The following is a 25,493-nucleotide window of genomic DNA, read 5'->3' on the forward strand; positions in this document are numbered from 1 at the left end:
TTTAGAGTTTACCGGTCGGCAGAGGACTAGCTGACGACCAGGTTCATGATTTTTCCGGGAACGTAGATCAGCTTTCGCAGAGTTTTCCCATTGATATGTTCCTGGACTTTTTCCGAAGCGAAGGCTTTTTCCTTGGCAATTTCTTCGGGTGCATCCATCGCCATCCAAATACGATCGCGAAGTTTTCCATTCACTTGCACCACCAGTTCACACTCAGTGCGGATCAATGCCTGGGCATCATACTCAGGCCACACCATCTCGGAGAGCATTTCCGCCGGACGGTCAAATTTTGCGCAGATCAGCTCGTGGATCTCCTCACTGAGATGGGGAGCAAACGGATTCAACACGGTAAGAAATTCGATGAATTCCTTCAGCGAGACAACCTCCGTTTGTGTGAAAGCATTGGTGCAAATCATCATCTGCGAGATCGCCGTGTTGAAGCTCAGCTTTTCAATATCCTCGCCGACCTTTTTGATCGTCTCATGGACCACACGGAGCAGCTCTTTGTCCGTGCATTCGACGTCCTGGATCTTGCCGGTAAGTTCACCCTCCTCCGTAACCGCCAGGCGCCAAACACGGGCTAGAAACCGGGAAACTCCCTCCACCCCTTTCATTTGCCACGGCTTTACCTGCTCCAATGGTCCCATGAACATCTCGTATAACCGCAATGCATCCGCACCGTATTCGTTCACGACATCATCCGGATTGACAACATTTCCGCGGGATTTGGACATCTTCTGTCCATCTTCGCCGAGAATCAGCCCTTGGTTTACAAGCTTCTGGAAGGGCTCCGGAGTGTGGACATGACCCAAATCAAAGAGAACTTTATGCCAGAAACGCGCGTAGAGAAGATGAAGAACCGCATGCTCCGTGCCTCCGACATAGAGATCGACCATTCCCGGTTTTTCATCCGCCCAGTAATTTTCCGCTTCCCTGGAAATGAAGCGGTCAGTGTTACCGGGATCGCAGTAACGCATGTAATACCAGCAGGAGCCAGCCCATTGGGGCATGGTGTTCGTTTCACGGGTTACTCCGTCAGGGAGCTCTACCCAGTCCCGGGCCTTGCTCAGCAGTGGATCAGGCGTGCCGGAGGGTTTGTAGTCATCCAGTGGCGGGGCCAAAAGCGGCAGCTCGTCTTCCGGCAGCGCAAAGTGTTTGCCGTCTTTCCACAAGATCGGGAACGGCTCCCCCCAGTAACGCTGACGTGAGAACAACCAATCCCGGAGCTTGAATTGAACTTTCCGGTTTCCCTTTTCATTCGCCACCAGCCACTCGATCATCTTGGCCTTGGCTTTTGCTGTTGGCATTCCATCCAGGAAACCTGAATTTACCGCCGTGCCCGCCGCAGTGTAGCCTTGCCAGTTGCTCTCATCCTTCGGCTGCACGACCTGTCTGATGGGGAGATCAAATTTTTTGGCAAATTCATAATCTCTCTCATCGTGCGCAGGGACAGCCATAATCGCACCTGTGCCATAGCCCATCATCACATAATCGGCGATCCAAACCGGGATCTCCTCCCCGCTAACCGGGTTCACCGCGTAGGCGCCGGTAAAAACCCCGGACTTGTCCTTGTTCAAATCAGTCCGGTCCAAGTCGGATTTTGCGGAGATGCTCTTCCTGTAAGCTTCGACAGCCTCTTCCTGTCCGGCGGTGGTGATCTCGGAAACGAACGGATGCTCGGGTGCCAATACCATATATGTCGCCCCGAAAAGCGTATCAGGACGCGTTGTGAAAACGGTTACCTGTTTTTCTCCGATTGTGAAAACGACCTCGGCCCCCTCGCTTCGGCCAATCCAGTTTTTCTGCAGAAGCTTGATGCCTTCCGGCCAATCCAGCGTATCGAGCTCATCAATGAGACGCTGCGCGTATTTTGTAATACGCAGCATCCATTGACGCAGCGGCCGCCGCTCGACGGTATGACCTTTGGATTTCCACTCCTCAACCTCTTCGTTTGCGAGGACTGTGCCCAGATCCGGAGACCACCAGACAGGTGTATCGGCGACATAGGCCAGCCTCACCTGATCGATCTCATCCCGGGACCAACCTTTTTCCTCAAGCACGGAAACCGGCTTTGCCTTATTCTCCTCCTCACAGAAATAGGAATTGTACAATTGCAGAAAGATCCACTGCGTCCAACGCACATACTCGGGATCGGTCGTGGCAATCTCCCGTTCCCAATCATAAGCGAAACCGAGTGATTTCAGCTGACGGCGGAACGTTTCAATATTCGCAGCCGTGGTAATTGCCGGATGCTGCCCGGTTTTGATCGCATATTGTTCAGCCGGGAGGCCAAAGGAGTCATAGCCCATTGGGTGAAGCACATTGAAGCCTCTCATCCGCTTGTAACGGCCGATGATATCGGTAGCTGTGTAGCCTTCCGGATGGCCCACGTGAAGGCCGGCACCGCTCGGATACGGGAACATATCGAGCACGAAATACTTGGGTTTACTGGCATCGAATCCCTCCTCGCCTGGATTAGGCGTGCGGAAAGTTTTCTCAGCATCCCAGCGGGATTGCCACTTTGGTTCGAAATCGGCGAAAGGAAATGGTTTGCGGGAGTCTGACATGGTCGGAAGTGAGCGGGAAACTTGGTTTATCGGCTGGCGTATGAAAAGAAAAACCCTGCCGGGGTGTGAAACCAGACAGGGATATTTGAAGGGCGTTTGTAGAAAAGATGACTATTTCTTCAACAGACTTTTTAAATGATCCACGTAGGCCGCAGGTCCTCCCGCGCGATAGCCGACATCTTCGGAGAGCTTTTTGCCATCCGCATCCAGCAGAAAGAGCGTTGGGTAGCCTTCAATACCGAATTGTTCGTCAAGTGCCTTGTTCTGCGCCTTCACCTCTGCGGATTGCTCCTTATTGCGTGGGAAATCCGCTTCCATCAGCACCAGGTTTTCCTTCGCATACTCCTGGAACTCTTTTTTGGAGAACACCTCCTTCTCGAGCTTGATACACCACCCGCACCAATCAGAGCCGGTGAAATTGATGAATATCGGTTTATTCTCCGCCTTCGCCTGGGCTTTGGCAGCCTCAAAATCATGCAGCCACGTTGCTTCACCTGCGAGCGTTACAAGCGACATCGCAACCATCGAGCTAATCACACATAAAAATTTTTTCATCTTAATATCAGTCTAGATCTTTCTTCTCAAGGGACTCGTCAAGATGACCCAAAAACTTGTCTACATCAGGATACTGGGAGGCAAAAAATCGATCGAACTCCTTACCCTCTGAATCGAGAAGAATGACTGTCGGAAAACCCTCGATACGATACTTCTCCGCGTATGGCTGATTCTTTTCCTTTAATTCGGGATCGCCATTCGGGAAATCCAGGTGAACAAGAACGAATTTTTCGGAAGCAGGCTTCACGAACTCTTTTTTTGAAAAAACCTGCTTGTTCATCATGATGCACGGCGGGCACCAATCAGAGCCAGTGAACTCAAGCATCACGGCTTTATTCTCTTTTTTGGCCAGCGCGATCGCTTCATCGACATTGGTTTCCCAGCCTTCGGGAGCTTTGGCAAAGGCGGAAGACACAAGAGCAGCTGCTCCGAAGGACACTGCGGCAAGGTGGGTAATTGCTTTCATCATCATAGAAGACGGAACAGACAGCCGCTTTATTCTAAATTTCTTGGCTAAGTGCGAAAAAACTGGGACTCAATCCCCATGCAAAGCCTTCCCCGCCTGATCCTTGCCACCCGAAATGCGCACAAAACAGAAGAGATACGGCAGATTCTCGGTCATCGTTTTGAGATCACGGATGTCCGCTCGTTCCCGGGTCTACCCGAGATCGAAGAGACCGGGAGCACCTTCGTTGAAAATGCGAGGCTAAAAGCCCTTGGAATCAGCTCTCTCATGGGCGGCTGGGTTCTTGCAGATGATTCCGGACTGGAAGTCGATGCCCTGGACGGCGCCCCGGGGGTCTGGTCTTCCAGCTTCGGAGGCGAAGAAGGCAATCATGCGAAAAACAACCAGCGGCTGATCGAGGAAATGTCCGGTGTGGATGGACGCACAGCCCGCTTCCAGTGCACACTCGTCCTCGCGAAGGATGGAAAAGAGCAAGGCGTTTTCAGCGGTAGCGTCGAGGGCACAATCGGCCGGGAATTGTCAGGAAGTGGCGGTTTTGGCTATGATCCCCTGTTTATTCCTGCCGGGCATACACAAACCCTGGCACAACTCGGTCCAACAATCAAAAATACCCTCAGCCACCGCGCCCGGGCGCTCAAGGCCATGGTGGATGCCATCGAAAACCAGTCCATTAACTTTTAAAAATAGTTTGAAAAAGTTTACTATATTTGAAAAAATTCCCGCATGAAATCTTTCTCTCTCTTGGCACTCCTCGTATTGCCAGCCGTCTGCTTCCTCTCATCGTGCTCAAGCCAGGTAAAGGCCAAGCAACCCGTCTCCTACCGCTTTGATCATGGGCGCACCGCGATGATCAAAAATGGTATCGCGTATGCGCCAAAAGGTGCTCCCGCAGCTGTAAAAAAAGCGATCGCTGCCGGAAATCGCTTACAATCCAAACCATACAAATGGGGCGGCGGCCACGCGAAATTCGAAGACACCGGCTATGATTGTTCTGGCACGACTTCTTATGTCCTAAGAGAAGCCGGCCTCTTGAAAGGTTGCCTGACATCGAAAGGATTTTTCGAATACGGTAAAAAAGGCGAAGGCAAATGGATCACCGTTTACGTCCGCAACGGCCATGTCTTTATGACCGTCGCGGGATTGAGGCTGGATACCGGCGGCAGTGGCGCACGAAGCGGCCCCCGCTGGAAAACCGCTACCCGCAATGGCCACGGCCACGTAATGCGTCACCCCAGCGGATTGTAAAAAGCTCCGGGAAAGCTTTTCCGATCATACTTTGAATAAGTCCTCACACATTTGTCCATAATCTGTGAGGACCTTATCTGCCGCTCCGAAATCCAGATCCCGCGTGACCCGATTAGGCACAACCCACACATCCATCCCGGCAGCTTTCGCAGAATTCAATCCATTGAGAGAGTCCTCAATCACCAGGCATTTCCCGGGCTCCAGCCCCAATTTTTCCGCGGCAGCCAGGTAAAGATCCGGCGCAGGCTTGATGCGCGGAGCGTCGCCTTTGCAGACCACTTCACGGAAAAACCTTCTGAGATCCAGCTTCTCCAACCATCCATCCACCCAATCATGTGATGAGCTGGAAACCACTGCCAGTGGCACATCCCGCGTTTCGAGCTCCTCAAGGACATCTATGACACCCGGTATGGCACCCTCCTTCTCCAAATCGGCGCGGATTTCCACCTGTCGCTCTTCGTCCATTTTTATCCAATCGAACTCCAACTTGGTGAGATCCTCCAGGTAGAGCTTAGGCGACCACGCGTCGAAATCGGAACCAATACAACGGGTATACAGCGAAAGCGGCAGATTCTGTCCATGTCGCTGGAACGTTCTCAGCCAAGCTTGGTAGATAGCCCACTCGGTATCCACAAGAACACCGTCGAAATCGAATAAAACTGCGGATGGCAACATGTCTATTCGTTGCGTGATGAGTCCACCTCATCAAGTTTCAATTTCCACCAAGCACCTAAACGTCAGCGAATTCGATTTTTATTGGCAAAATAAACTACAATTGGCATAAGCCCTGCGCCCTCCCTCATCTAATTTCAATATAATGAGTATTCGTCACTTCATTGGAGCGTCCTCCGCAGTTCTTCTCGCATGGCTAGGCGCCACCTATTTTCATAAAGTTCCAGCGGAACGTTATCCTCAGCAAAAGCGCACTTCCGCAAAACTTGAGGTAGGCATCTCCTCGAAAGAGATCGTCGCTACTGTCGATCCAGTCGTCTCAGCGAGACACTAAGCATCTATGCCGGACGAGCCAATATGCACCGATACCAAGCCAATCCGAATGGATCTTGAGCCTGGAATCTATTTCTGGTGCAGCTGTGGCAGGAGCAGTCACAGCCCTTTTTGTGACGGCTCGCACAAAGGGACCGGATTGCAGCCAAAACGCCTGGAAGTTACGGAGAAAGGAACGTTCAGCTTTTGCCAATGTAAAGCGACCCGGAAGCCACCATTCTGCGATGGCAGTCATCGCAATCTTTGACTCCCGCACCAAGCCTCCAATTGACTTGGTTCCCATCCGCTAATATTCTGCCATCCATGAGCTTCCTCGGTCGATTCACCGCCATCATTCTCACCGCTCTCAGCGTGGGTTGTGGAACAATGGGACATCAGAAAACCTGGCAGGACTCTGTAAACAATCAAGTCCACCAGCTCGGCTACCGAAACTGGATCGTCATCGCGGAAGCCTCTTTTCCGGCACACAATCGGCCGGGCATCCGCCAAGTCAATGCCGATGCCGAGATCCCCGAAGTGCTGGACTACGTTTTCAATGCGCTGGAAGAAACCCAGCATGTGAAACCCCATGTTTACCTGACGAGGGAAATGCGCGCGGTGGAAAATGATTTCGCACCAGGCATCAATGAATTACGAAAAAAAATCGTGGGAGCCCTCCACGGACACGAATCCACGGAGCTTGATCAGCAGTCGCTGGTGACCCTGATGGAATCTGCCAACCAGAATTTCGACGTGCTCGTCATCCGCACGCCTACCGCCCTCCCATATACCTCAGTGTTTCTGGAACTTCAGCCCGGTTACTGGGATGCGGAATCCGAGGACCGGCTCCGCGAAAGGATCCGCCGTGAGCGCATGGACAGAGTAACCAGACCTATCCCGTAACCAAATCCTCCATTGTGACCAAAAACGAAGCGCTCAAAATCGAACGTGAAGCAGCCTGGATCGGCGATGCCGTCCTTGCCCTCTATGCCCGTGAATTCGTTCTTCGCGAGCGGGGCTGCATGGATGGGATCTGGTTCACCCATCTCACCTCCAACGAATTTCTCAGCGCGTTTGGCAATCCAACCAGTGTCGAAGCAATTATCGGTAATATTTATCGTGCCGAAGGCCTGAGGGCAGCCCACGATCATATCGAGACCAAATATCTGCCATTGTTCAGAAAGCAGATTGTGAAAAAAACCAAGTGAGCGGCTTTTGCCCGCTGACCGGTTTTACTCCCCACTGAATCATCCACTGAAAAGTAGATCATATCCCTCGCAGCGGGGACCTCCTGGTAGCCGCAGCCATTGTATGGGGACGACCGCTTTTCCGCACGGCACAATCAAACGGATTTTCCTACCTGGCTGATCTCAGCTAACAGCTAGATTAGAAAAAACAGCTGTCAGAGCATAAAAAAAGCCCTCCCACTGGTTAGTGAGAGGGCCTTTTTCCAAGTTATTTCCGGGAAGTGCAGCTTATTCAGCAGCTGCTGCTTCAGCCTTTGGAGTTTCCTCCACAGCTTCTACCAGTTCATCGGATTCAACCTCCGGTTGATCCACCCACTCGATGATTGCCATCGGAGCGGCGTCGGTCATACGTTGACCGAGTTTTGTGATACGGCAGTAGCCGCCCTGACGATTTGCCGCAGCTGGTGCGACTTTATCGAAAAGCGTGCTCACAGCATCTTTCTGACGAAGAAATGCGATTGCGAGACGACGTGAATGCAAGTCGTTGCGTTTGGCTTGGGTAACAAGCTTTTCAGCTACAGGGCGCAGGGCCTTTGCTTTGCCGAAGGTTGTTTTGATACGACCGTGTTGGATCAGGCTGCAAGCAAGGTTGGCGAGCAGGGATTTACGGTGGGCGGTGTTGCGTTTAAGCTTAGTGGTATTGCGGCGATGTCTCATCGGTTGCTTCCGTTAGTGGTTTGAATCAAGGTTTGTAATTAGTCGTCAAGGTTCTGGGCGATAAGATCAGCCAGTCCGACAGGTGCTTCGTCTTCCGCTCCGAGGCGTGGGCCACGGTTTGCAATGGAGCCACCGGCAAGGAGGCTAGGCTCGAAGGACATGCCAAGACCGAGGCCGAGCTCGACGAGCTTGTCCTTGATCTCATTGAGGGATTTTTTACCGAAGTTCCGGTATTTCAGCATCTCGGCTTCCGATTTCATGGCCAGCTGACCGACGGAAGTGATGTTCGCGTTGTTCAAGCAGTTCGCCGCGCGGACGGAAAGCTCGATTTCGTTCACGGACATATTGAGAAGTTTCTTGAGAGCTGCATTTTCTTCGCTGGATTCCGCAGGTGCTTCTTCGAAGTCCACTGCGTTTTCATCATAATTGACGAAGACGTCGAGGTGGTGGCGAAGAATTGCAGATGCTTGCAGCAATGCCTCCTGAGGAGTGATGCGACCATCAGTCCAGACATCAAGGGTCAGTCTGTCATAGTCGGTGATTTGTCCTACCCGTGTGGAGTCGACGCTGTATTTAACACGCGTTACCGGCGAGAAGATCGAATCAATAGCGATCACGCCAATTGGTTGATCCTTACGCTTGTTTTCATCACCAGTGGAGAAGCCACGACCTACGCGGACTTCGAATTCGCAGTCAAACTTCACCTTCTTATCGAGAGTGCAGATGATCTGGTCTTTATTAACTACGGAGTAGATGTTGTCGTCCTGGATATCCCCAGCGGTTACAACACCATCTTTTTCGACTTTGATGGAAAGGATTCTCGGCTCTTTGTCGTTGTGGGCGAACTTGACCTTCTTCAGGTTGAGAACGATGTCCGTCACGTCTTCCACAACACCTGGAAGGCTGGAAAATTCGTGCTGCACGCCGGCGATACGAACGGATGTGATCGATGCACCCTCAAGCGATGAGAGCATTACGCGACGCAGTGAGTTCCCGATCGTGTGGCCATACCCACGTTCGAAAGGCTCTGCAATGAATTGAGCAAATGTATCTGATGCCGTTTCCTCGTTGCGAACGAGGCGGTTAGGAAGCTCGAACCGAGCCAGTGTAGTTGTAGACATTTCTAGTATTGGTTGCCGGGTTACCCTCTTTTGCGAGCAGGGGTGTTTTTCAACACCCAAAGGACCGACGGCGGTTAATTTCTTATACTCGCGGAGCGCGAAGAGAAAGCCTGCGAAGGCTTCTGGCAATGTTTTTTCTCGAAAATATTCAGAAAAATTGCTATTTTATGGATTGCTCACTCGATTCAGGCTTGGTTTATGGCCGTTTTTCACTATAACACCCATAGGATCAAATCTAACAAAAACAATGAAGTCTAAAAAAAATCTAACGCGCTTTACGTATGAGAATGCGGCGTTCGAGGGCTGGCGGCTGTGCATCAGCCGTGCAGGGACCACTTTTACCAAGTATTTTCCGGACAAGAAATACGATGGCCCGGTTGGTTCTCTCAAAGTGGCCGAGGAAGCTCTTGAAGAGCTCAAAGCCATTTTGGTCGCCTCCAAACGCGTCAACGGCAAATTATCCGCGACGACGATCAAAAAAGCGGAGAAGTTCCTCGCTAAATATTGAACGCAGGAACGAACCACCCCAAGTGAATTCGATCAATTTCTAATTTGCTACGGACGATTCCGTGCTCTAATGCCGGATGCAGAGACCTGTAATCCATTGGTTCCGGCGCGATTTACGCATATCCGACAACACCGCGTTGTTCCACGCTAGTCGTTGTAGCCAGCCCGTAATTCCGGTTTATTTCCTTAGCTCCTGGAAAAAAAAGCACTTCTGGACTGGAGCTAACCGGCAGCACTTTCTGTGCGGTTCCCTCGCATCTCTTTCAAAGAATTTAGAGACGATAGGCGGCACCCTGACTATTCGCGAAGGAGGAGCGATAGCGGAGCTTGAAAAGCTTATCCATGAAACCAAGGCCACGGCGATCTACTTCAACCGGGATCCAGATCCCTTTGGCAGACGGATGGAGCAAGAGCTCTCTGATCTTTGTTCGAAACTCGGTGTGGAATGTTACGGGCATGATGATATCGCCCTCCATAACCCCGAGGAGATAAAAACCCAATCCGGCACCCCCTATAAGGTTTTCACGCCCTATTATAACAACTGGAAGTCTTTGGAAAAGCCTTCCCCGCACCCAAAACCACGGGTGCTGAATACTCCCAAAGGCGTCACCTCCATGGATCTTCCATCGGTAAAGCATTGGGATTTGGAGCCGCCGGAGGCAAAAATTCCACAAGCTGGCGAGAAGGCTGCCACGGAGAGAATGAATCATGCCATTTCCGGGATCATCGGGAGCTATGGCAAACGCCGCGACCTCCCGGCCGAGGAAGGCACTTCCCGCCTTTCCCAAGACCTTCGTCATGGTTTGATCTCGATCCGGACACTCTACAAAAAAGTCGCTGAAAAGATGAACTCTTCAGATCCCGCTACCAAGGGATCGCTGGAAATCTACCTCAAGGAACTCGCATGGAGGGAGTTTTATTTCGCCATTCTCCACCACTTTCCCGACGTGCTAACCCATGAGTTCAATGCGGATTGGCATGGACTCCCGTGGGATGAACCCGGCGAAAACTTTCAGCTCTGGAAGGAGGGACGAACGGGGTTTCCACTTGTGGATGCGGGGATGCGCCAGCTTTTGAAAACAGGTTTTATGCACAACAGGGTCAGAATGATTACCGCGATGTTCCTCACCAAAGATCTGCATATCGATTGGAAGCTCGGTGAATCATGGTTCATGCAGCATCTTACAGATGGGGAAATCGCTTCAAACAATGGCGGCTGGCAATGGTCTGCCGGCACCGGAGCCGATGCAGCACCTTATTTCAGAATCCAGAATCCATGGTCACAGACCGCAAAATATGACGCGGAGGGAATCTACATCAAGCGTTGGATCCCGGAGTTGAAAAACGTGGATCCAAAGAAATTCCAGAAGCCCCCCGAAGGCGGCACTGCTCTTGCCTCAGGCTATCCCCTCCCATGTGTGGATCACAAAACCGAGCGGGAGCGGACTCTGGCGACATTCAAAAATTACAAGAAAATTTAACTTCATAGCCTTCTCATGAGGGGGTATTCACATTGCAATGAAATTTGCGATTTGTAACGAAACCTTCCGGAATCATGACTTCGCCGGCACATGCGCCGAAGCCACACGCCATGGTTACACTGGATTGGAAGTCGCACCCTTCACGCTGGGGAAACCGGAAACGCTCACCATGGCGGAAGCTGCAAATTATGGGCGGGTGATCCGCGAGCACGGCCTGGAAGTCGTCGGCCTGCATTGGCTGCTAGCTCACACCCATGGCTACCATCTGACCCATCCCGACGGGAAGATCCAATCGAAAACCTTCGATTACGCACGCCATCTGGCTGAAATCTGCTCCAGCATGGGAGGCAATATTATGGTTTGGGGCAGTCCTCAGCAACGCACGCTGGAGCCCGATTGGTCCCGGGAAGAAGCGACAAAACGTTTTATCGATTTCTTTCAACGCCTTTCGCCCCATCTGGCAGCGGCGGACGTGACTATCGCCTTTGAGTTCCTGGGGCCCGCGGAAACCAACTTTATCAATACAGCAGCCGAAACCATAGAGCTTCTGAAAATCATCGATTCGCCCAATGTCCGGCTCCACCTCGATGTCAAAGCGATGGCCGCCGATGATAAGCCGATACCAGAAATCGTCCGGGAGTCCCTGCCGTGGACGGCTCATTTCCATGCAAATGACCCCAACCTCCAAGGCCCCGGGATGGGCGCAGTCGACTTCCAGCCAATCGCTGATGAGCTGATCGCCGGAGGATACGACAAGTGGGTTTCCGTAGAAGTTTTTGACACCGAAATCTCACCGGAAACGCTTGCCACAGAGAGCCTTACAAATCTTCGCAAGTTTTTTGCATGAATTTTTCGATAAAACCATCGCCGCCACTGGCGTAACTGCGTTAGGAATCCCCCGCATCAAATGAAGACCCATCTTTCAAAAACCGAAACCGAGCTGCTGGAACAGGCAGAAACCAAAGGCCCATTGGGCAAGGCTGCGATTTATGCGAAGCTATCCGGCCCCGGCTGGCTACAGGGAGCGATCACCCTGGGCGGGGGCTCACTGGCTGGCGCTCTCTACCTCGGTATTCTCTTCGGTCCACATATGTTGTGGCTTCAACCGCTCGCGATGATTTGCGGAGTCATCATGCTTTCAGCGATTACCTTCGTAACACTTTCCACCGGTGAGCGTCCGTTCGGCCTGGTCATTCGCCGGGTTTCCCCTTTCCTTGCCTGGGCATGGATTATCGCAGCCGCAATCGCGAACCTCGTCTTCTGCCTCCCGCAGTTTTCCCTGGCCACGGCAGCCATTCAGCAGAATATCGCACCTGGAACCGCATCGGTAAGTCCGTATGTCATCGGTGGGGGTATCCTTGCCGTCGCCGCACTTATCGTTAGTGCTTATAACAAAGGAGGGACCGGCGTCCTTTGGTTCGAACGTATTCTCAAGGTGATGGTGGGACTCATCGTGCTCTCCTTTGTGGGAGTCACCATTACGCTGATTGCCAAGGGTGCTGTCGATTTCGGAGCTGTTTTCACCGGGCATATCCCGAGCCTGAAGTATTTCACGAATCCAACTCCGGCATTTGTAGACGCAATTGCTCAAACGGGGGAAAATTCATCCGCCTGGACGGAGATTGTAACCGGCGATCACGCGGGGAAAATCATTGCAGCTTTCGGAACCGCTGTGGGGATCAATATGACATTCCTGCTCCCTTATTCCATCCTGAAACGCAATTGGGGGAAACGCCACCGTGGTCTCGCCATTTTCGATCTTTCACTCGGGCTTATCGTCCCGTTCGTTATCGCCACCGGCTGCCTGGTCATTTCCTCGGCCTCCCAATTTTACGGAAAGACCACCGATGTATTGGATGACAACGGCCTTCCCCGGCCGGAGATGCAAGCCTCCTACGAAAGCAAGCTCGCCCCGCTCCTAACGAAAATCGTAGCCGAAGGGCGCGCCGAGAGCATGGAATCCGCCAAAGCACTGGTCACTCCGGACGACCAGAGAATCGCCGCCATGCTGGCCGACAGAGACGTTGCGCAGCTGGCTTCTTCGCTCGAGCCGTTCACCGGAAAATTTCTCGCTCAAAAGATCTTTGGCTTCGGGGTTCTCGGCATGGCGCTTTCCACGATCATTATGCTCATGCTGATCAATGGTTTCTGCGCCACGGAGGCCATTGGCCAGCCCGATAATAAGACAGTCCATTTCATCGGCGCGATGCTCCCGGGCATCATCGGCTTTTTCAACCCGGCAATCTGGACAGGCGCTTCCAAGGCGGCCTTGGCAATCCCCGCATCGACGATTGCTGGAGCGCTGATCCCGATCGCCTACTACACGTTCTTCCTCCTGATGAATTCGAAAACCGCACTTGGCGCCGAAATGCCGATCGGTGGGCGCCGCATCCGTTGGAACGTGCTTATGATTTTTGCCACAGGCTTGGTTTCCTACGGTGCGATTTGGGTCACTTACCAGGGAGTCGGCACTCCCGGCCTGAAAGGAATCATGTCGGTCAGCGCTCTCGTCGTCCTTGCGATTCTTTTTATCCTGGGCACCTTGGGCTTTATGAAAAAGAACCGCGTATAGTCTTTCGTTACGGTCCGCCGACGTTTCTCACACCGGGCCGGGATCCCGCGGTATATGGATCCCTTCCCTGGCGATTTGTCGGCCATCCAACGGGAAATCCCCCCGGCCTTCCAGCGCCCGGCGGGCAATCCAAAAGCAACACCACGCACGCCGAACCCGGATTTCCCGGCGCGGCCCACTCATACGGGTGGCCAAATGTTGGAAATGTCGCACGGGATTACCCAGAAAACCATGGCTGCCATCAGCAGCATTCGCCATTATCCACTCGAGCGCCGCGTAAGGCTGGGGCCAGGTCTTTAGTATCACCTCATCGCCCCTGAGATCAGCAGAGAACGCTTTGTTAAGTTGTAGGATCGCTTGAGCTGGCTTTTTCTTGATCCAATATTCCTGGGCAAAACAAAGGGCATCGTAATAAAAGCCGGCACCCCTCCCCTCCCCATGCCTCAGCGGCCTGTCTGTGTAGGCTTGCGGAAGATACGGGCACGGTTGCATACAACAGACAAAATACCATAACTGGCCGCCTTTCCAGCTGGTTTCGGGGAGTTTTCGGATAAACCGAAAATCTGAAGTTTAGAGTTTCCCGCACCCATCGTTTTGTGAATCCTCGCGGCGTTATGAGTAATCGCCTCGAAGGAAAAGTTCTCGTCGCCCAAGGCGGCGGCCCCACACCAGTTATTAACCAGAGTGTCGTTGGCGTAGCCCTTGAGGCTCGCAAATTCTCGCAGGTTACCTCCATCTACGGAGCCGTTCACGGCGTCAGTGGTATCATCAACGAAAACTTCGTCGATCTCACCCGCGAGACCACCCACAATCTCGAGCAGGTAGCCGGCACCCCGTCCTCCGGACTTCTTTCCACCCGTGATAAGCCGGATGAGGAATACTGCGAGCGCATGTTCAAGGTCATGCAAGCCCATGATATTCGTTACTTCTTCTACGTCGGCGGAAACGATTCATCCGACACGGTCCGCATCGTCAACGAGCAGGCCAAGGCTGCGAACTACGAGCTCCGCGCAATCCATATTCCAAAAACGATCGACAACGATCTTATGGAAAACGACCACTGCCCGGGCTTCGGCTCCGCTGCCCGTTTCGTCGCCCAGGCATTCATGGGTGTGAATCTCGATAACCGGGCCCTGCAAGGCGTCTACATCGGCTGCATCATGGGTCGTCACGCCGGCTTCCTTACCGCCGCATCCTCTCTGGCACAGAAATATTTTGATGACGGCCCGCACCTAATCTACATGCCGGAGCGCCATTTCGATACCGAGCAACTGCTTGCCGATGTCGACCGCGTCTACTCAAAGCATGGTCTCTGCACCATCGCCGTTTCAGAAGGAATTTCCGACAAAGAAGGCACTCCGATGATCGTCAAGCTTCTCGGCAAGGAAGAGCGGGACTCTCATGGCAATGTCCAGCTTTCCGGCACGGGTGCCCTCGGTGACCTTCTTGCGGACACCATTCGTGACGGCCTCAAGATCAAGCGGGTGCGCTCCGATACCTTCGGTTACCTTCAACGTTCCTTCATGGGCATTCAGTCAGACCGCGATGCGCGTGAAGCACGTGAAGTGGGCGAAAAAGCAGTTCAGTTCGCAATGTGGGACAATGTTGATGGCTCCGTGGCCATCAAACGTCCGGTCCTTGATTACTCGGTGGACTACGAGCTTGTTGACATCGCCAAAGTCGCTGGCAAAACCCGCCACATGCCTGACAACTTCATCAACGAAGCTGGCAACGGTGTCACCCAGGATTTCCACAACTATTGCCGTCCTTTGCTTGGCTCCAATCTTCCGGAGCCACATCGTCTACGTGCGCCGGTCGTGCCGAAAATTCTTCACAAATAATACTTCATCAGCTTCCCGCAAAGCCGTTGCTCCTACTCTGGAGCAGCGGCTTTTTTATTACTGGCGATCTGCCAATCAAGAAGCGTGGTCAGTTTCATTTTACCGCTGATGATTCCTCCCCCATTCTTCACTTCACCGAATTTCAGAGTGGTCACCGTGTGAAGATCTTTCCGCAGAACCACCGGATAGAGAAGCGAGAGCCAAACCTTGCTGCCGGATTCCAAAGATGTTTTGCCGTCTGCCTCCAAGGATTCCTGCGTAGCTGGCTCGATGAAATCAAGATTGCCGGTAATCTCAAAAATGCCGCATGGATGCCCGTGCACCCCTTCAATTCCCACTAGAGTCATCGTAGCGCTACCCTCCGTCCCACGGGGGAAGACCAAATCCAACAGGTCTACGGAAAGCTGGACCTTGCTTCCCATCTTGATCCGCTTCTGGCCGAACCACCGGGCTCTGCTCATCAGTCCATCCTCAGACAAACGGACATCCAGCTCTTTCTCATGGCGTTGATTCGCCATCGCTTTGGCAAAATCTGTTGTTTTCCTGGTCGTCCATGATCCACCGGTGTAGTTGAACGAAACCTGTGCACCTGCGTCCTTGCTCTTCGTGATTGCGGAAGCTCTCTCCTCCTCGCTCATTTTCTCATCAAGCGCTTTTTCGATCTGATCCACCTCAATGGTGCAATCGATGCTGCCGGAGCGCCTTTTGTAGAACCTGATTTTACGATTCGTCAGGCTGAGCCGATCCTTCACCCCTCCATAAGGGGACCTTCCAAAAACCTGGCATTCATCAAAAGCGATGACCTCTTCCGCGCGAATGTCCATCTCCTGGGGAAAGCTTATATCCCTGCGGAACAGATATCCTTCATCGGTTTTATCCACGAGCGCTTCCAGCTCCGGATCCATCTCGGGACCGCCTAATTCCATCAACCCGGATGCAGCCTTCCCCGCCAGCTTTGCCTGCACTTCATCGGTAAACATTTTGGCTTTCTCGCAGCCAGCAAGCAACGCGCAGAAGAGCGCACAGGTGGATAACAAATTCGCAGTTCTCATAGTCTTTCTCAAAGAATCCGTAGCAGCGCCCCAACTATCAATATGTCGAGCGCTTTTCATCTTCTGCCTTCTCGGAGGAAGCAGGTTTGGAAGATACCCAGCCCATATTCTTCGCGAAATCGATAAGGCTGTCGTAAACCATTACCATTCCAGCAAGGACAATCAGGTGAAACAGGATGGATAAAAATTTCTTCCAGGATCTGGACATAGCAAATCAACTTCGTTGTATACCAAGCATGATCACCAACGCCTAAATTTAATAGCCTTTTCCCTATGCTAATAAAAAAAGCCTCCACGGAATCAATCCGTGAAGGCCTGGAGATCATTCGGTATTCGATAACACCGCAGCCAGTTTATTGACCTTGTGGCATTGGCATCGGGAAGCCACCACCTGCAGGAGCCGGAGGTGCGTCCTTGATTTCGACAAGTTCGATTTCAAAAACCAGAGTGGTGTTTGGGGCGATTTCCGCACTGCGACGCTCCTCACCATAGGCGAGCTCACTAGGAATGAACAGCTTCCACTTCGCACCAACTGGCATCGTGGTCAGAGCTTCACGGAAACCTTCGACAACTTGCAGGGTCATCGGAACCGGAGAACCTTCCGGAGACGCATCAAACTCGGTGCCGTCAATCAACGTGCCCTTGTAATTGACCATGAATTGCTTTTCAGCAGTTTCGCCTTCTTTCGGTGCTTCGTATTTGGTTTCGCCTCCTTTTTCGAGCACTTCATACTGAAGACCGCTCTTGGTTGTGGTGACGCCTTCGCGCTTGCCGTTTTCCTCAAGAAATTTTTTGCCAGCCTCCAGGTTTGATGCCGCCAGTTCCTTTTCACGTGCCTGGAGCATTTCGCCGAAAGCCGCCATGGCTTCTTGGAGACGCTCATCGGCAAGCTCCGGACGGTCGCCTTTGACAGCAGCAGTGAAGCCCTTCACGAAATTTTCCATTTCAAGATCGTCTAGTCCTACGCCATAACGGCCGAATTCTTGGGCAAAACCACCACCGGTGCGATAACCGAGGGCGTAAGAGGAGTCATTTTTGGTTTCTTTTGGATCTGCCTTTGGTGCGGCTTCTGCCGCTTCAGCTGTCGGGGCTGCCTCTTTGGGAGCTTCCTGAGCTGTTGCAAATCCAGCTGCCGCAAGAGCGATGATGCCCATGATAGCGGCACTATTGTTTAGGGAGTTTCTCATAATTGTTAATATGTCCGCGCACACTAGGAGCCGTCTCCCAGCCTGTCCAGAACGGCTTTCAGACAAATTACGCAAAGAATCATCCTCTTCTTTCCACAAAGAAACACCCCGGGTGCTTTATACTTGGTCCGTTTTCCATTTTTCCCCGGCTATGCGGTCCCTGTTCTTGGAGTTTGGGAAATTACCCCTAAAGTCTTCCGCAGATGCCTCTTCTTTCTCCCGAAAACCTTTCCGACCCTTCATCGTCCGATGAAATTCTAGATGTCTTTCTAGGCTTTCTTGAAACCACGGGCACCACGCCCTACGATCATCAGGAAGAAGCGATTCTCGAACTTTTCGCGGGGAACAATGTCATTCTCAACACTCCCACCGGTTCCGGAAAATCCTTGGTCGCGCTCGCTCTGCAATTCCGCGCGATCTGCATGAAGCGGCGTAGCTACTACACCGTTCCGATCAAGGCTCTCGCCAATGAGAAATTCCTCTCTCTCTGCAACACCTTCGGACCGGAAAACGTCGGAATGATTACGGGAGATGCGACGGTCAATGCCACCGCTCCGGTGATCTGTTGCACGGCTGAAATTCTCGCAAACCTCGCCCTGCGCGAAGGTTCGGCTGCTCCCGCGGACGATATCATCATGGACGAGTTCCATTACTACTCGGACCACGAGCGGGGAATTTCCTGGCAGATTCCCCTGCTGACACTTCCCAATGCGCGCTTCCTTCTGATGTCCGCAACAATCGGCGATACGGAATTTTTCCAGAAATGCATCACAGATCTCACCCAAGCGCCTACGGTTCTCGTGAAATCCGAGAATCGCCCCGTGCCACTTGAATTCGATTTTTCAACGATCGCTCTGGAGGAGAAAATTGAAGAACTTGTCACAGCCAACCGGGCTCCAATCTATCTCGTTCACTTCTCCCAGCTCGCCGCCGCGAAGACCGCCCAAGACCTCATGAGCCGGAACTTCTGCACCAAGGAAGAGAAAGAAAAAATCAACGAGCTGCTGCTCGACGCCGATTTCCGTAGTCCCTACGGAAAAGAAATCAAGAAACTACTCCGTCACGGACTGGGACTTCATCATGCCGGACTCCTCCCGAAATACCGGACCCTCGTGGAAAAGCTTGCGCAAAAAGGCTTGCTGAAAGTGATTTGTGGCACGGATACGCTCGGGGTCGGTGTAAATGTCCCGATCCGCACCGTCGTCTTCACCCAGCTGTTCAAATACGGAGGCCAGTCCACGAAAACTCTCGCGGTCCGGGATTTCAAGCAGATTGCCGGACGGGCGGGACGTCGTGGGTTCGACGATGTCGGCTATGTGGTTGCACAGGCTCCCGAGCACGTCATTGCCAATATCAAAGCAGAGGCAAAGGCTGCAGCCAAAGGCGGAAAATCCAAGGCACAGAAGAAAAAGCCACCTGAGAAAGGTTTTGTTAACTGGGATGAAAACACCTTCCGCAAGCTTATTGATTCACCATCGGAAAAGCTCAGTTCCTCCTTCGTTATGCGGCACGGAATGCTGCTCAATGTCCTTTCCCGGAGCACGGAAGATGGCTGTGAAGCCCTACGGAAAATCATCCGGGACTCCCACGAAACCTCTTCGAAAAAAGCGGCATTACGCAAACGTGCCTTTGAGCTATTCCGCGGATTGGTCGAAGGCAATATCCTCAAAATCATCCCCAAAGCGGAACGCTCCGGCCCAGTAAAAATCGCGCTCAATATTGAGCTCCAGGACGATTTCTCGCTCAATCAAGCCCTAGGATTGTATCTGGTGGAAACCGTTCCCCGTCTCGATATCGAGGATCCCGCCTATCCGCTAAATGTGATTTCCCTGGCAGAGGCGATTGTCGAGGATCCCGCCCAGGTCCTTCGCAAACAGGTGGACAAAGCGAAGGATAAGCTCGTCTCGGAAATGAAAGCGGACGGCATCGAATACGACGCGCGAATGGATGCGCTTGATCAGGTAGAGCACCCGAAGCCAGGCAAAGATTTCATCTACGATACCTACAATGAATTTGTCCTCAGCCATCCGTGGGCGAAAGAGGCTTCCGTCCGGCCAAAATCGATCGCCAGGGAAATGTTCGAGGATTACAGCTCTTTCGAGGACTATATCAAAACCTACGGTTTGGAACGGAGCGAGGCAGTGCTGCTGCGGCATCTATCGGAGGTCTACAAAATACTCGCGCAAACCGTTCCTCCATCCCTGAAAACCGAAGAGCTGTTGGAAGCGGAGAGCTATTTCGAGGAAATGCTCCGTGCGACAGATTCCTCGCTTCTGGATGAATGGGAAAAGATGCGCAACCCGGAGTCCATCCCCGAGCAGAAACAAGATCGTCATGAGCAAAGAGCGGTCCCCTACACCCGAAGAAAACAAGCATTCATCAAAGACACACGCGCCGCCGTGCTAAGTTTTGTAAAGTCGCTCTCCCAATACAATTACGAAGCGGCGCTCGCAGCCGTAGCGAGCGATCTTACCATCCCGCAGCTGGCCGGCATCATGGATGAGTATCACCAAACGCATGGATTTATCCGACTCGATCCCGAGGCGCGCAATATGAAGCACACGAAGATCGAGGAAATCCCTGGGAAGAAACTCTGGAGAATCGAGCAAACCCTCATTGATGAAGAAGGCTTGAATGATTTTTTAGTCATCCTTGAGCTGGATTTGGAAAAGTCCGATGAAACGTCCGCCCCGGTTTTACGATTGCAAGGATTCGAGGCAATTTAGAACAAAGACTCCCCGGGTTTCCTGAATGGAAACCAATTCCAAATTTACTGTTTGAATCATCCCCGCTCTCCTGAGCTTCCCTCAAAGTGAAAGCTTTGACAGCCTGTCACCCTGCACATAGAATTTGCCCAAGTGGACTCAGGAAATCACAAATCCTTGGCCGAATCCGGCGAACAAGAGCTTTCCGAGTTACTTCAAGAAGCTGAGTTGAGAAAACAAAGAAAGCTCAAGGAAACAGGATCGAGGGTCGGCTGGGTGATCGGAATTCCAGTTATTTTGTTATTTCTGTGGGCGAGCATTTTTCTCCTCACTTACGAGAATCCCACGCTTCCGGAGATCGAGAGAGTAAAGGCCTCCCAGCCCGTCTCTACGGAGTTGACCAGTGAGCAAAAAGACATGGCTCAATATGATCTTTTCCGGGATGAAAAAGAACGCGTAATCAAGAATCCCGGGATTGATCCCGAAGCCGGCAAGATGATTAAGCAAGAGGACATCCGGTTCGCCGTAGAGCTTCTGAATTTTATGCGGCCACCCACGGAATCAAAGTAGCCCGCCTCCCGCATTAGCTGAAAACGGAGGCAAAAAATTCAAAGGATTTCGCAATATGCTCTTCCCAATAGGTCCATTCGTGACCTCCCGGGAATTCCTGATAGCTGAAATCAATTCCCTCGGCTTGAAGCTGGCGGGCGAGCCGTCTGTTCTGCTCGATCAAAAGATCCTCCGTCCCGCAGTCAAAACGAAATGGGCCAATCCTCTCCCTGTTTTCCAAAATTTGTTCCACGACATGCAGCTCCGGCCCGAAGGCATCCAGGGGTTCCTCGACAAAAAGTGGCATATCTTTTGTCGAAGTGATCGATGAATGACCGGAAAAGGCTCTGAAACGCTCCGGATACTTGGCGCCGATCCGCAGTGCGCCAAATCCACCCATCGAAAGCCCGCTGATGAAGTGGGGGGAGTGCGGGGAGTTTCCAGTTACCTCGCTCACCGCCTGTGGAACTTCTTTTGCGATCCATGCCTCGAAATCCCTGCCGGAATGCGCGGCGTATCCACTGCCATCGCCCCACAAACCATCGGATGGCATTGCCAGGATCATCGCAGGCAGCGAGCCGGAATCGATCATTGACTGGAGAGTCGTGTGAGCCTTCCCCGAAAGCGCCCATGCCCAGTGACTTCCATAAACCCCATGGAGCAAAATTACCACCGGCACATCAGCCCGGTCGTTTGCCTGCCGCGGAATATAGAGCGAAAGATCGCCGCGCCCTCCGAGAGACGGGCTCTTCACGGTAACCATCCTGAGGACTCCACCCTCACAGGGAATTTCGCCGGTTTCCGTAGTCCGGAAATATGATTTTCCAGAAGTCATGACTGCACATCGAAAAGAATTACCCCCTTCGCATTCCGCCCGGCCAACATATCATCCAGAGCTTGCTGCAAGCTTTCCAGCGGATAGGTGCGGGTAATCAACTCATCAAGCTTCAGCAAACCACGCTCATATAGCTCCAAAAGCTTCGGAAAATCCTGCTCGGGAATAGATTTTCCGTATAGCGGATTAATGTAGATTTTATCCCATTCGAACAAGTTCATATCGAACTGGATGACCTGCTCAATGCCGGAGACCTGCACCGCCATTCCAGCATTTCGGACCATAGCCAAGGGAGCCGCGCCCAGCGCAGGGATCCCCGTGCACTCGAATGCAAAATCCGCCCCACGCCCGCCGCAGAGCTGCTTCACATCCTCCGCCGCTTTCAAAAGACCGATGTCTTCCCGCGATGCCAAAATGGTATGTGTCGCGCCGAACTCACGGGCCATTTCCAACCGCTGCTCGTTCACATCCACCGCTATAATCTTCGCAGCTCCAGAAATCCGCGCCGCCTGGATCGAGTTGAGCCCGACACCTCCCGTTCCGAGCACAACAGCACTACTGCCCGCCGGAAGCCTGGCAGCGTTTACCACAGATCCGTAGCCAGTCATCACACCGCAACCAAGAATACAGGCAGATGCAAAGGGGATCTCCACAGTCATCGGGATTACCGCCTCTTTCCTAACCACAGTATGGCTGCTGAGTGTTCCGATATTAAACGAACGCCCGATAGGCTCCCCGCGCCAGGTCGTGGCTCCAGGGCGGGCCGCTCCGTCATCAGGATTTCTCCCAGTCACCTGGGAATTCGTCTCGCAAATATTCTGGTTGCCACTCTGGCACTGATAGCAGGTTTTGCACGGGATCGCCCAGTTTAGCAGAACTCTGTCGCCGACTTTCACATGGTCCACCCCATCACCGATCGCCTCGACGATCCCGGCACCTTCATGACCCAATACGAAATTTCCGCCCCAGTTCAGCGAATCATAATCCGTGTGGCAAACACCCGACGCCCTGATCGTCACCAGAACCTCGTCACGCTGCGGAGGATGAACTTCGATATCCTCAATGGTGAAGGATCCTTTTCCGTCGGCGACTGCTGCTCTAGATTGAATAGACATAGTGAAACTCCTCGAAGTGATACAAACCTCTCAGAGAATCACCAGAAATACCTACAAAAAAGCGTATAAAATACCACATACTATCTTTTGACTTTTCGTGCGGCTGCAATTTCCGCAATCAGACGATGCAAAACCAACCGATGGTCCAAGCCCGTGGTGACCAGCGCCTGATCTGCCTTCTGGGTTTGTTCCATCACATGCTGGAGCCCTGCGAGATCAAAGTTTTTTGCGTTCTGGACAGCGAGAAAGATAGGATAAACGTTCACTCCCGACCCATCCTTCTTCTGGGGAAGCCAACCCCGCTCGGAGGCTGGAAGTTTGTTGAGAGCTCCGGCAAAAGCCGAATAATTCCTGGATGGAGCCTTGAACTTTTCCAGAATCAACTTCGCCATATAGAGATTGCGGACGACATTGATAATCGAGGCCCGCATAATGCCGATGGCCGATTCCTCCGCTTCCAGTTGCTCGTCGACCAATTGGATCGCCCTGGCAACATTTCCGGTTTGGATCGCCTTTCCAGTCTCAAAAATCACGGCCGCACGACTGAGCGGCACCAAGGCGCGGACATCGTCCTCTGTCACTTCGCGACGCTCCCGACCTAGATAAAGATCAAGTTTTTCCAACTCGTTGGCGATCTGTTTGGACTGCTCTCCGGCAAGCATGATGAAAAGCTCGAGAGCTTCATTTTCAAAGGTCAGTCCAAGCTCATCCGCCCGGCCCTCGACCAATCTCCCGACCTCATCCTGCCAGCCATCCCGGCTGACATCGATTTTATCATAGCTTCTGACCGAGGCATTTTTATCAAGAAACTTCCAGAACGCCCGGCGTTTATCGACCTTGTCCGCGGAAAGCAAAAATTTGATACCCTCCGGCAGGCCTTTTTCCAAGGTCCCCCGCAAGGCCTCAACGCCGGCCTCCGTCCGTTGGGCCCGGCCTGTTACATCATCTCCCAGAAAATTCACATTCCGCAACCAGACAACCTTGTCGCCGCCGAACATCGGCATCGTCATGAGAGACTGGACCGCGCTGGAGCAAAGCTGGTAGGCGCTCTCGGAATTATCCGCATTGCCATCAATGGTCTCATGGGTAAAGCCATCGTCGTTTCCACCAGTGAGCTTGTTGAAAAGCGCAAGCGCCTCCTCGCGCACGAGGCCCTCATCACTACCCACAATCACGTGAAAATTGCTATTTACAGGGGATTTCGATTTGGCAGGCACGCGGAGGGTTTAACGGGATGACGCGCCCGAAGAAAGAGATTTCCCTCCCGGAGAGAATCAAAAAGTGAGGCAAATAACTTCGGCTTGGACAATTCGCCCGGTTCTATGCATCTTCCCGCCCCGCCGCAAACCACGGTGGTATCAAGTCATGGGAAAAAGTCTGTTTCAAAAAGTCTGGGATTCACACCGCGTCGGCACTCTAGGTGATGGCCGCACGCAGCTGTTTATCGGCACACACCTTATTCACGAGGTAACTTCGCCACAAGCCTTCGGGATGCTTCGCGATCTCGGACTGACAGTGAAATACCCTCAACGCACCTTCGCGACCATCGATCACATCGTCCCTACGGAAAACCAGGACCAGCCCGCGGATCCACTCGCTGCAGAGATGATCGAGGCGATCCGGAAAAACTGCGATGACTTCGGCGTGACTTATTTCGATCTCAAATCCGGCAAGCAAGGCATCGTCCATGTCGTCGGTCCCGAGCAAGGCATCACCCAGCCCGGCACCACAATTGCCTGCGGCGACTCCCACACAGCCACCCACGGTGCCTTCGGAGCCATCGCTTTCGGTATCGGCACCAGCCAGGTCCGTGATATTCTTGCCACCCAGACCATCGCCCTCCAGGAGCTGAAAGTCCGCCGCATCGAGGTCAACGGCGATCTCCGCCCGGGCGTCTACGCGAAGGACGTGATCCTTCACATCATTCGTCTTCTCGGCGCCAACGGAGGCATCGGCTACGCCTATGAATACGCGGGCGACGTCTTCGAACGCATGTCCATGGAAGAGCGCATGACCGTCTGCAACATGTCCATCGAAGGCGGCGCACGCTGCGGCTACATCAATCCCGATGAAAAAACCGTCGCCTACCTCAAAGGCCGTCCCTATGTCGACAATGCAAACTTCGATGAAACTGCTGCCCGTTGGCTTTCGTTTGCCTCTGATGCGGATGCTCATTTCGACGATATCGTAAAAATCGATGCGGCCGAGATTGAGCCGACTGTCACCTGGGGAATTTCTCCGGATGCAGGCATTTCAATATCTGAGAATATTCCTGATCCGCTCACCGCAAAATCCCCGGAGGAAAAAGCATCCATCGAGGAAGCGCTGGAATATATGAAACTTCCTGCAGGCGCCCCTATTGAAGGTGTAAAAATTGATGTCGCTTTCATCGGTTCCTGCACCAACGGACGCATCTCCGACTTCCGCGAAGTCGCGAAATACATCAAAGGCCACAAGGTCGCGGCAAACGTTAAAGCCATCGCTGTTCCCGGGTCCCAGATCGTTGCCATCCAGTGCGAGCAAGAGGGCCTTCCGGAAATTTTCCGCGAGGCGGGCTTCGAATGGCGCGCCGCAGGTTGCTCCATGTGCCTCGCCATGAACCCGGACAAACTCATCGGAGACCAGCTCTGCGCTTCTTCCTCGAACCGGAACTTCAAAGGCCGTCAAGGATCACCGACAGGACGCACCATTCTTATGTCTCCCGTAATGGTCGCCGCCGCAGCGATTAAAGGCTCTGTCACGGATGCCCGTGAACTCTTCGACCTCTCGGAAACTTCCGCCGTAGCCTAATTCACACCTACAACTCC

The 25,493-nt window shown here is 52.8% G+C and carries 27 protein-coding genes; 14 read left to right on the plus strand and 13 right to left on the minus strand.

From position 1 onward, the window contains the following. Positions 1–26 precede the first annotated feature (26 nt). The 3 genes from leuS to ACFSSA_RS11515 form a co-directional block, all read right to left on the minus strand. On the minus strand, positions 27–2,567 hold the full coding sequence (gene leuS, locus ACFSSA_RS11505; protein ID WP_386820597.1) for a leucine--tRNA ligase: 2,541 nt from the start codon (positions 2,565–2,567) through the stop codon (positions 27–29). 111 nt (positions 2,568–2,678) lie between these two features. Next, positions 2,679–3,122 carry a thioredoxin family protein gene (locus tag ACFSSA_RS11510; protein ID WP_386820598.1) on the minus strand — a complete coding sequence of 148 codons (444 nt, stop codon included), beginning with the start codon at positions 3,120–3,122 and terminating at the stop codon, positions 2,679–2,681. Positions 3,123–3,129: 7 nt separating this feature from the next. Further along, positions 3,130–3,594 (minus strand): thioredoxin family protein, encoded by a 465-nt coding sequence (locus ACFSSA_RS11515; protein WP_386820599.1) that lies wholly within the window; start codon positions 3,592–3,594, stop codon positions 3,130–3,132. A 72-nt stretch (positions 3,595–3,666) separates the two neighbouring features. Here ACFSSA_RS11515 and rdgB point away from each other — a divergent pair, with 72 nt between their 5' ends. Then, entirely contained in the window at positions 3,667–4,269 is a 603-nt protein-coding gene (gene rdgB / locus ACFSSA_RS11520) for an RdgB/HAM1 family non-canonical purine NTP pyrophosphatase (protein WP_386820600.1), read from the plus strand. Positions 4,270–4,311: 42 nt separating this feature from the next. Then, the gene (locus tag ACFSSA_RS11525; RefSeq protein WP_386820601.1) at positions 4,312–4,833 is read left to right on the plus strand and encodes an NlpC/P60 family protein; all 522 of its coding nucleotides are present in this window, start codon (positions 4,312–4,314) and stop codon (positions 4,831–4,833) included. Positions 4,834–4,857: 24 nt separating this feature from the next. Here the strand turns inward: ACFSSA_RS11525 and ACFSSA_RS11530 are convergent, their stop codons facing one another. Next, entirely contained in the window at positions 4,858–5,508 is a 651-nt protein-coding gene (locus tag ACFSSA_RS11530; protein WP_386820602.1) for an HAD family hydrolase, read from the minus strand. 142 nt (positions 5,509–5,650) lie between these two features. Between ACFSSA_RS11530 and ACFSSA_RS11535 the strand changes: the two genes are divergently transcribed. Genes ACFSSA_RS11535 through ACFSSA_RS11550 form a run of 4 tightly spaced genes read left to right on the plus strand, consistent with a single transcriptional unit; the run spans position 5,651 to position 7,025 of the window. Further along, entirely contained in the window at positions 5,651–5,839 is a 189-nt protein-coding gene (locus ACFSSA_RS11535; RefSeq protein WP_386820603.1) for a hypothetical protein, read from the plus strand. Between the two features lie 6 nt (positions 5,840–5,845). After that, positions 5,846–6,085 carry a CDGSH iron-sulfur domain-containing protein gene (locus tag ACFSSA_RS11540; RefSeq protein WP_386820604.1) on the plus strand — a complete coding sequence of 80 codons (240 nt, stop codon included), beginning with the start codon at positions 5,846–5,848 and terminating at the stop codon, positions 6,083–6,085. A 56-nt stretch (positions 6,086–6,141) separates the two neighbouring features. Further along, positions 6,142–6,720, plus strand: coding sequence for an RbsD/FucU domain-containing protein (locus tag ACFSSA_RS11545; RefSeq protein ID WP_386820605.1), 579 nt, complete (start codon positions 6,142–6,144; stop codon positions 6,718–6,720). 14 nt (positions 6,721–6,734) lie between these two features. Next, positions 6,735–7,025 (plus strand): hypothetical protein, encoded by a 291-nt coding sequence (locus tag ACFSSA_RS11550; protein ID WP_386820606.1) that lies wholly within the window; start codon positions 6,735–6,737, stop codon positions 7,023–7,025. A 267-nt stretch (positions 7,026–7,292) separates the two neighbouring features. Here ACFSSA_RS11550 and rplQ read toward each other — a convergent pair whose 3' ends face one another. Next, positions 7,293–7,721 carry a 50S ribosomal protein L17 gene (rplQ, locus tag ACFSSA_RS11555; protein ID WP_386820607.1) on the minus strand — a complete coding sequence of 143 codons (429 nt, stop codon included), beginning with the start codon at positions 7,719–7,721 and terminating at the stop codon, positions 7,293–7,295. Between the two features lie 38 nt (positions 7,722–7,759). Beyond that, positions 7,760–8,842, minus strand: coding sequence for a DNA-directed RNA polymerase subunit alpha (locus ACFSSA_RS11560; protein WP_386820608.1), 1,083 nt, complete (start codon positions 8,840–8,842; stop codon positions 7,760–7,762). Between the two features lie 247 nt (positions 8,843–9,089). On the opposite strand from ACFSSA_RS11560, the gene ACFSSA_RS11565 reads away from it, so the two are divergent. The 4 genes from ACFSSA_RS11565 (at position 9,090) to ACFSSA_RS11580 (ending at position 13,402) form a co-directional block, all read left to right on the plus strand. Continuing rightward, a complete protein-coding gene (locus tag ACFSSA_RS11565) occupies positions 9,090–9,350 on the plus strand; it encodes a hypothetical protein (protein ID WP_386820609.1) in 261 nt (86 codons plus the stop codon). A gap of 76 nt (positions 9,351–9,426) precedes the next feature. After that, the gene (locus ACFSSA_RS11570) at positions 9,427–10,830 is read left to right on the plus strand and encodes a cryptochrome/photolyase family protein (RefSeq protein WP_386820610.1); all 1,404 of its coding nucleotides are present in this window, start codon (positions 9,427–9,429) and stop codon (positions 10,828–10,830) included. Between the two features lie 37 nt (positions 10,831–10,867). Next, positions 10,868–11,677, plus strand: a complete 810-nt coding sequence (locus tag ACFSSA_RS11575; RefSeq protein WP_386820611.1) for a sugar phosphate isomerase/epimerase family protein — start codon at positions 10,868–10,870, stop codon at positions 11,675–11,677. A 60-nt stretch (positions 11,678–11,737) separates the two neighbouring features. Continuing rightward, a complete protein-coding gene (locus ACFSSA_RS11580) occupies positions 11,738–13,402 on the plus strand; it encodes a divalent metal cation transporter (RefSeq protein WP_386820612.1) in 1,665 nt (554 codons plus the stop codon). A 27-nt stretch (positions 13,403–13,429) separates the two neighbouring features. Here ACFSSA_RS11580 and ACFSSA_RS11585 read toward each other — a convergent pair whose 3' ends face one another. Beyond that, complete coding sequence (locus ACFSSA_RS11585; protein WP_386820613.1) at positions 13,430–13,894, minus strand: hypothetical protein; 465 nt, start codon at positions 13,892–13,894, stop codon at positions 13,430–13,432. A gap of 122 nt (positions 13,895–14,016) precedes the next feature. Between ACFSSA_RS11585 and ACFSSA_RS11590 the strand changes: the two genes are divergently transcribed. Further along, a complete protein-coding gene (locus ACFSSA_RS11590; RefSeq protein WP_386820614.1) occupies positions 14,017–15,243 on the plus strand; it encodes a 6-phosphofructokinase in 1,227 nt (408 codons plus the stop codon). A 32-nt stretch (positions 15,244–15,275) separates the two neighbouring features. On the opposite strand, the gene ACFSSA_RS11595 is transcribed toward ACFSSA_RS11590, so the two are convergent. The 3 genes from ACFSSA_RS11595 to ACFSSA_RS11605 form a co-directional block, all read right to left on the minus strand. Then, the gene (locus ACFSSA_RS11595; protein WP_386820615.1) at positions 15,276–16,295 is read right to left on the minus strand and encodes a hypothetical protein; all 1,020 of its coding nucleotides are present in this window, start codon (positions 16,293–16,295) and stop codon (positions 15,276–15,278) included. A gap of 37 nt (positions 16,296–16,332) precedes the next feature. After that, positions 16,333–16,503, minus strand: coding sequence for a hypothetical protein (locus ACFSSA_RS11600; RefSeq protein ID WP_386820616.1), 171 nt, complete (start codon positions 16,501–16,503; stop codon positions 16,333–16,335). Between the two features lie 145 nt (positions 16,504–16,648). Further along, the gene (locus ACFSSA_RS11605) at positions 16,649–17,482 is read right to left on the minus strand and encodes an FKBP-type peptidyl-prolyl cis-trans isomerase N-terminal domain-containing protein (RefSeq protein ID WP_386820617.1); all 834 of its coding nucleotides are present in this window, start codon (positions 17,480–17,482) and stop codon (positions 16,649–16,651) included. Between the two features lie 203 nt (positions 17,483–17,685). Here ACFSSA_RS11605 and ACFSSA_RS11610 point away from each other — a divergent pair, with 203 nt between their 5' ends. Both ACFSSA_RS11610 and ACFSSA_RS11615 read left to right on the plus strand, forming a co-directional pair. Then, a complete protein-coding gene (locus ACFSSA_RS11610; protein ID WP_386820618.1) occupies positions 17,686–20,208 on the plus strand; it encodes a DEAD/DEAH box helicase in 2,523 nt (840 codons plus the stop codon). Positions 20,209–20,340: 132 nt separating this feature from the next. Further along, complete coding sequence (locus ACFSSA_RS11615) at positions 20,341–20,757, plus strand: protein kinase family protein (protein ID WP_386820619.1); 417 nt, start codon at positions 20,341–20,343, stop codon at positions 20,755–20,757. Positions 20,758–20,770: 13 nt separating this feature from the next. Here ACFSSA_RS11615 and ACFSSA_RS11620 read toward each other — a convergent pair whose 3' ends face one another. The 3 genes from ACFSSA_RS11620 to holA form a co-directional block, all read right to left on the minus strand. Further along, complete coding sequence (locus tag ACFSSA_RS11620; protein ID WP_386820620.1) at positions 20,771–21,571, minus strand: alpha/beta hydrolase; 801 nt, start codon at positions 21,569–21,571, stop codon at positions 20,771–20,773. Next, on the minus strand, positions 21,568–22,686 hold the full coding sequence (locus ACFSSA_RS11625; RefSeq protein WP_386820621.1) for a Zn-dependent alcohol dehydrogenase: 1,119 nt from the start codon (positions 22,684–22,686) through the stop codon (positions 21,568–21,570). The genes ACFSSA_RS11620 and ACFSSA_RS11625 overlap by 4 nt, the downstream gene beginning before the upstream one ends. 80 nt (positions 22,687–22,766) lie before the next feature. Next, complete coding sequence (gene holA / locus ACFSSA_RS11630; protein WP_386820622.1) at positions 22,767–23,903, minus strand: DNA polymerase III subunit delta; 1,137 nt, start codon at positions 23,901–23,903, stop codon at positions 22,767–22,769. A gap of 148 nt (positions 23,904–24,051) precedes the next feature. Between holA and leuC the strand changes: the two genes are divergently transcribed. Then, the gene (gene leuC, locus ACFSSA_RS11635) at positions 24,052–25,476 is read left to right on the plus strand and encodes a 3-isopropylmalate dehydratase large subunit (RefSeq protein ID WP_386820623.1); all 1,425 of its coding nucleotides are present in this window, start codon (positions 24,052–24,054) and stop codon (positions 25,474–25,476) included. Positions 25,477–25,493 lie beyond the last annotated feature (17 nt).

The sequence above is a fragment of the Luteolibacter algae genome (assembly GCF_042683045.1).
Taxonomy (GTDB): Bacteria; Verrucomicrobiota; Verrucomicrobiia; order Verrucomicrobiales; family Akkermansiaceae; genus Luteolibacter; species Luteolibacter algae.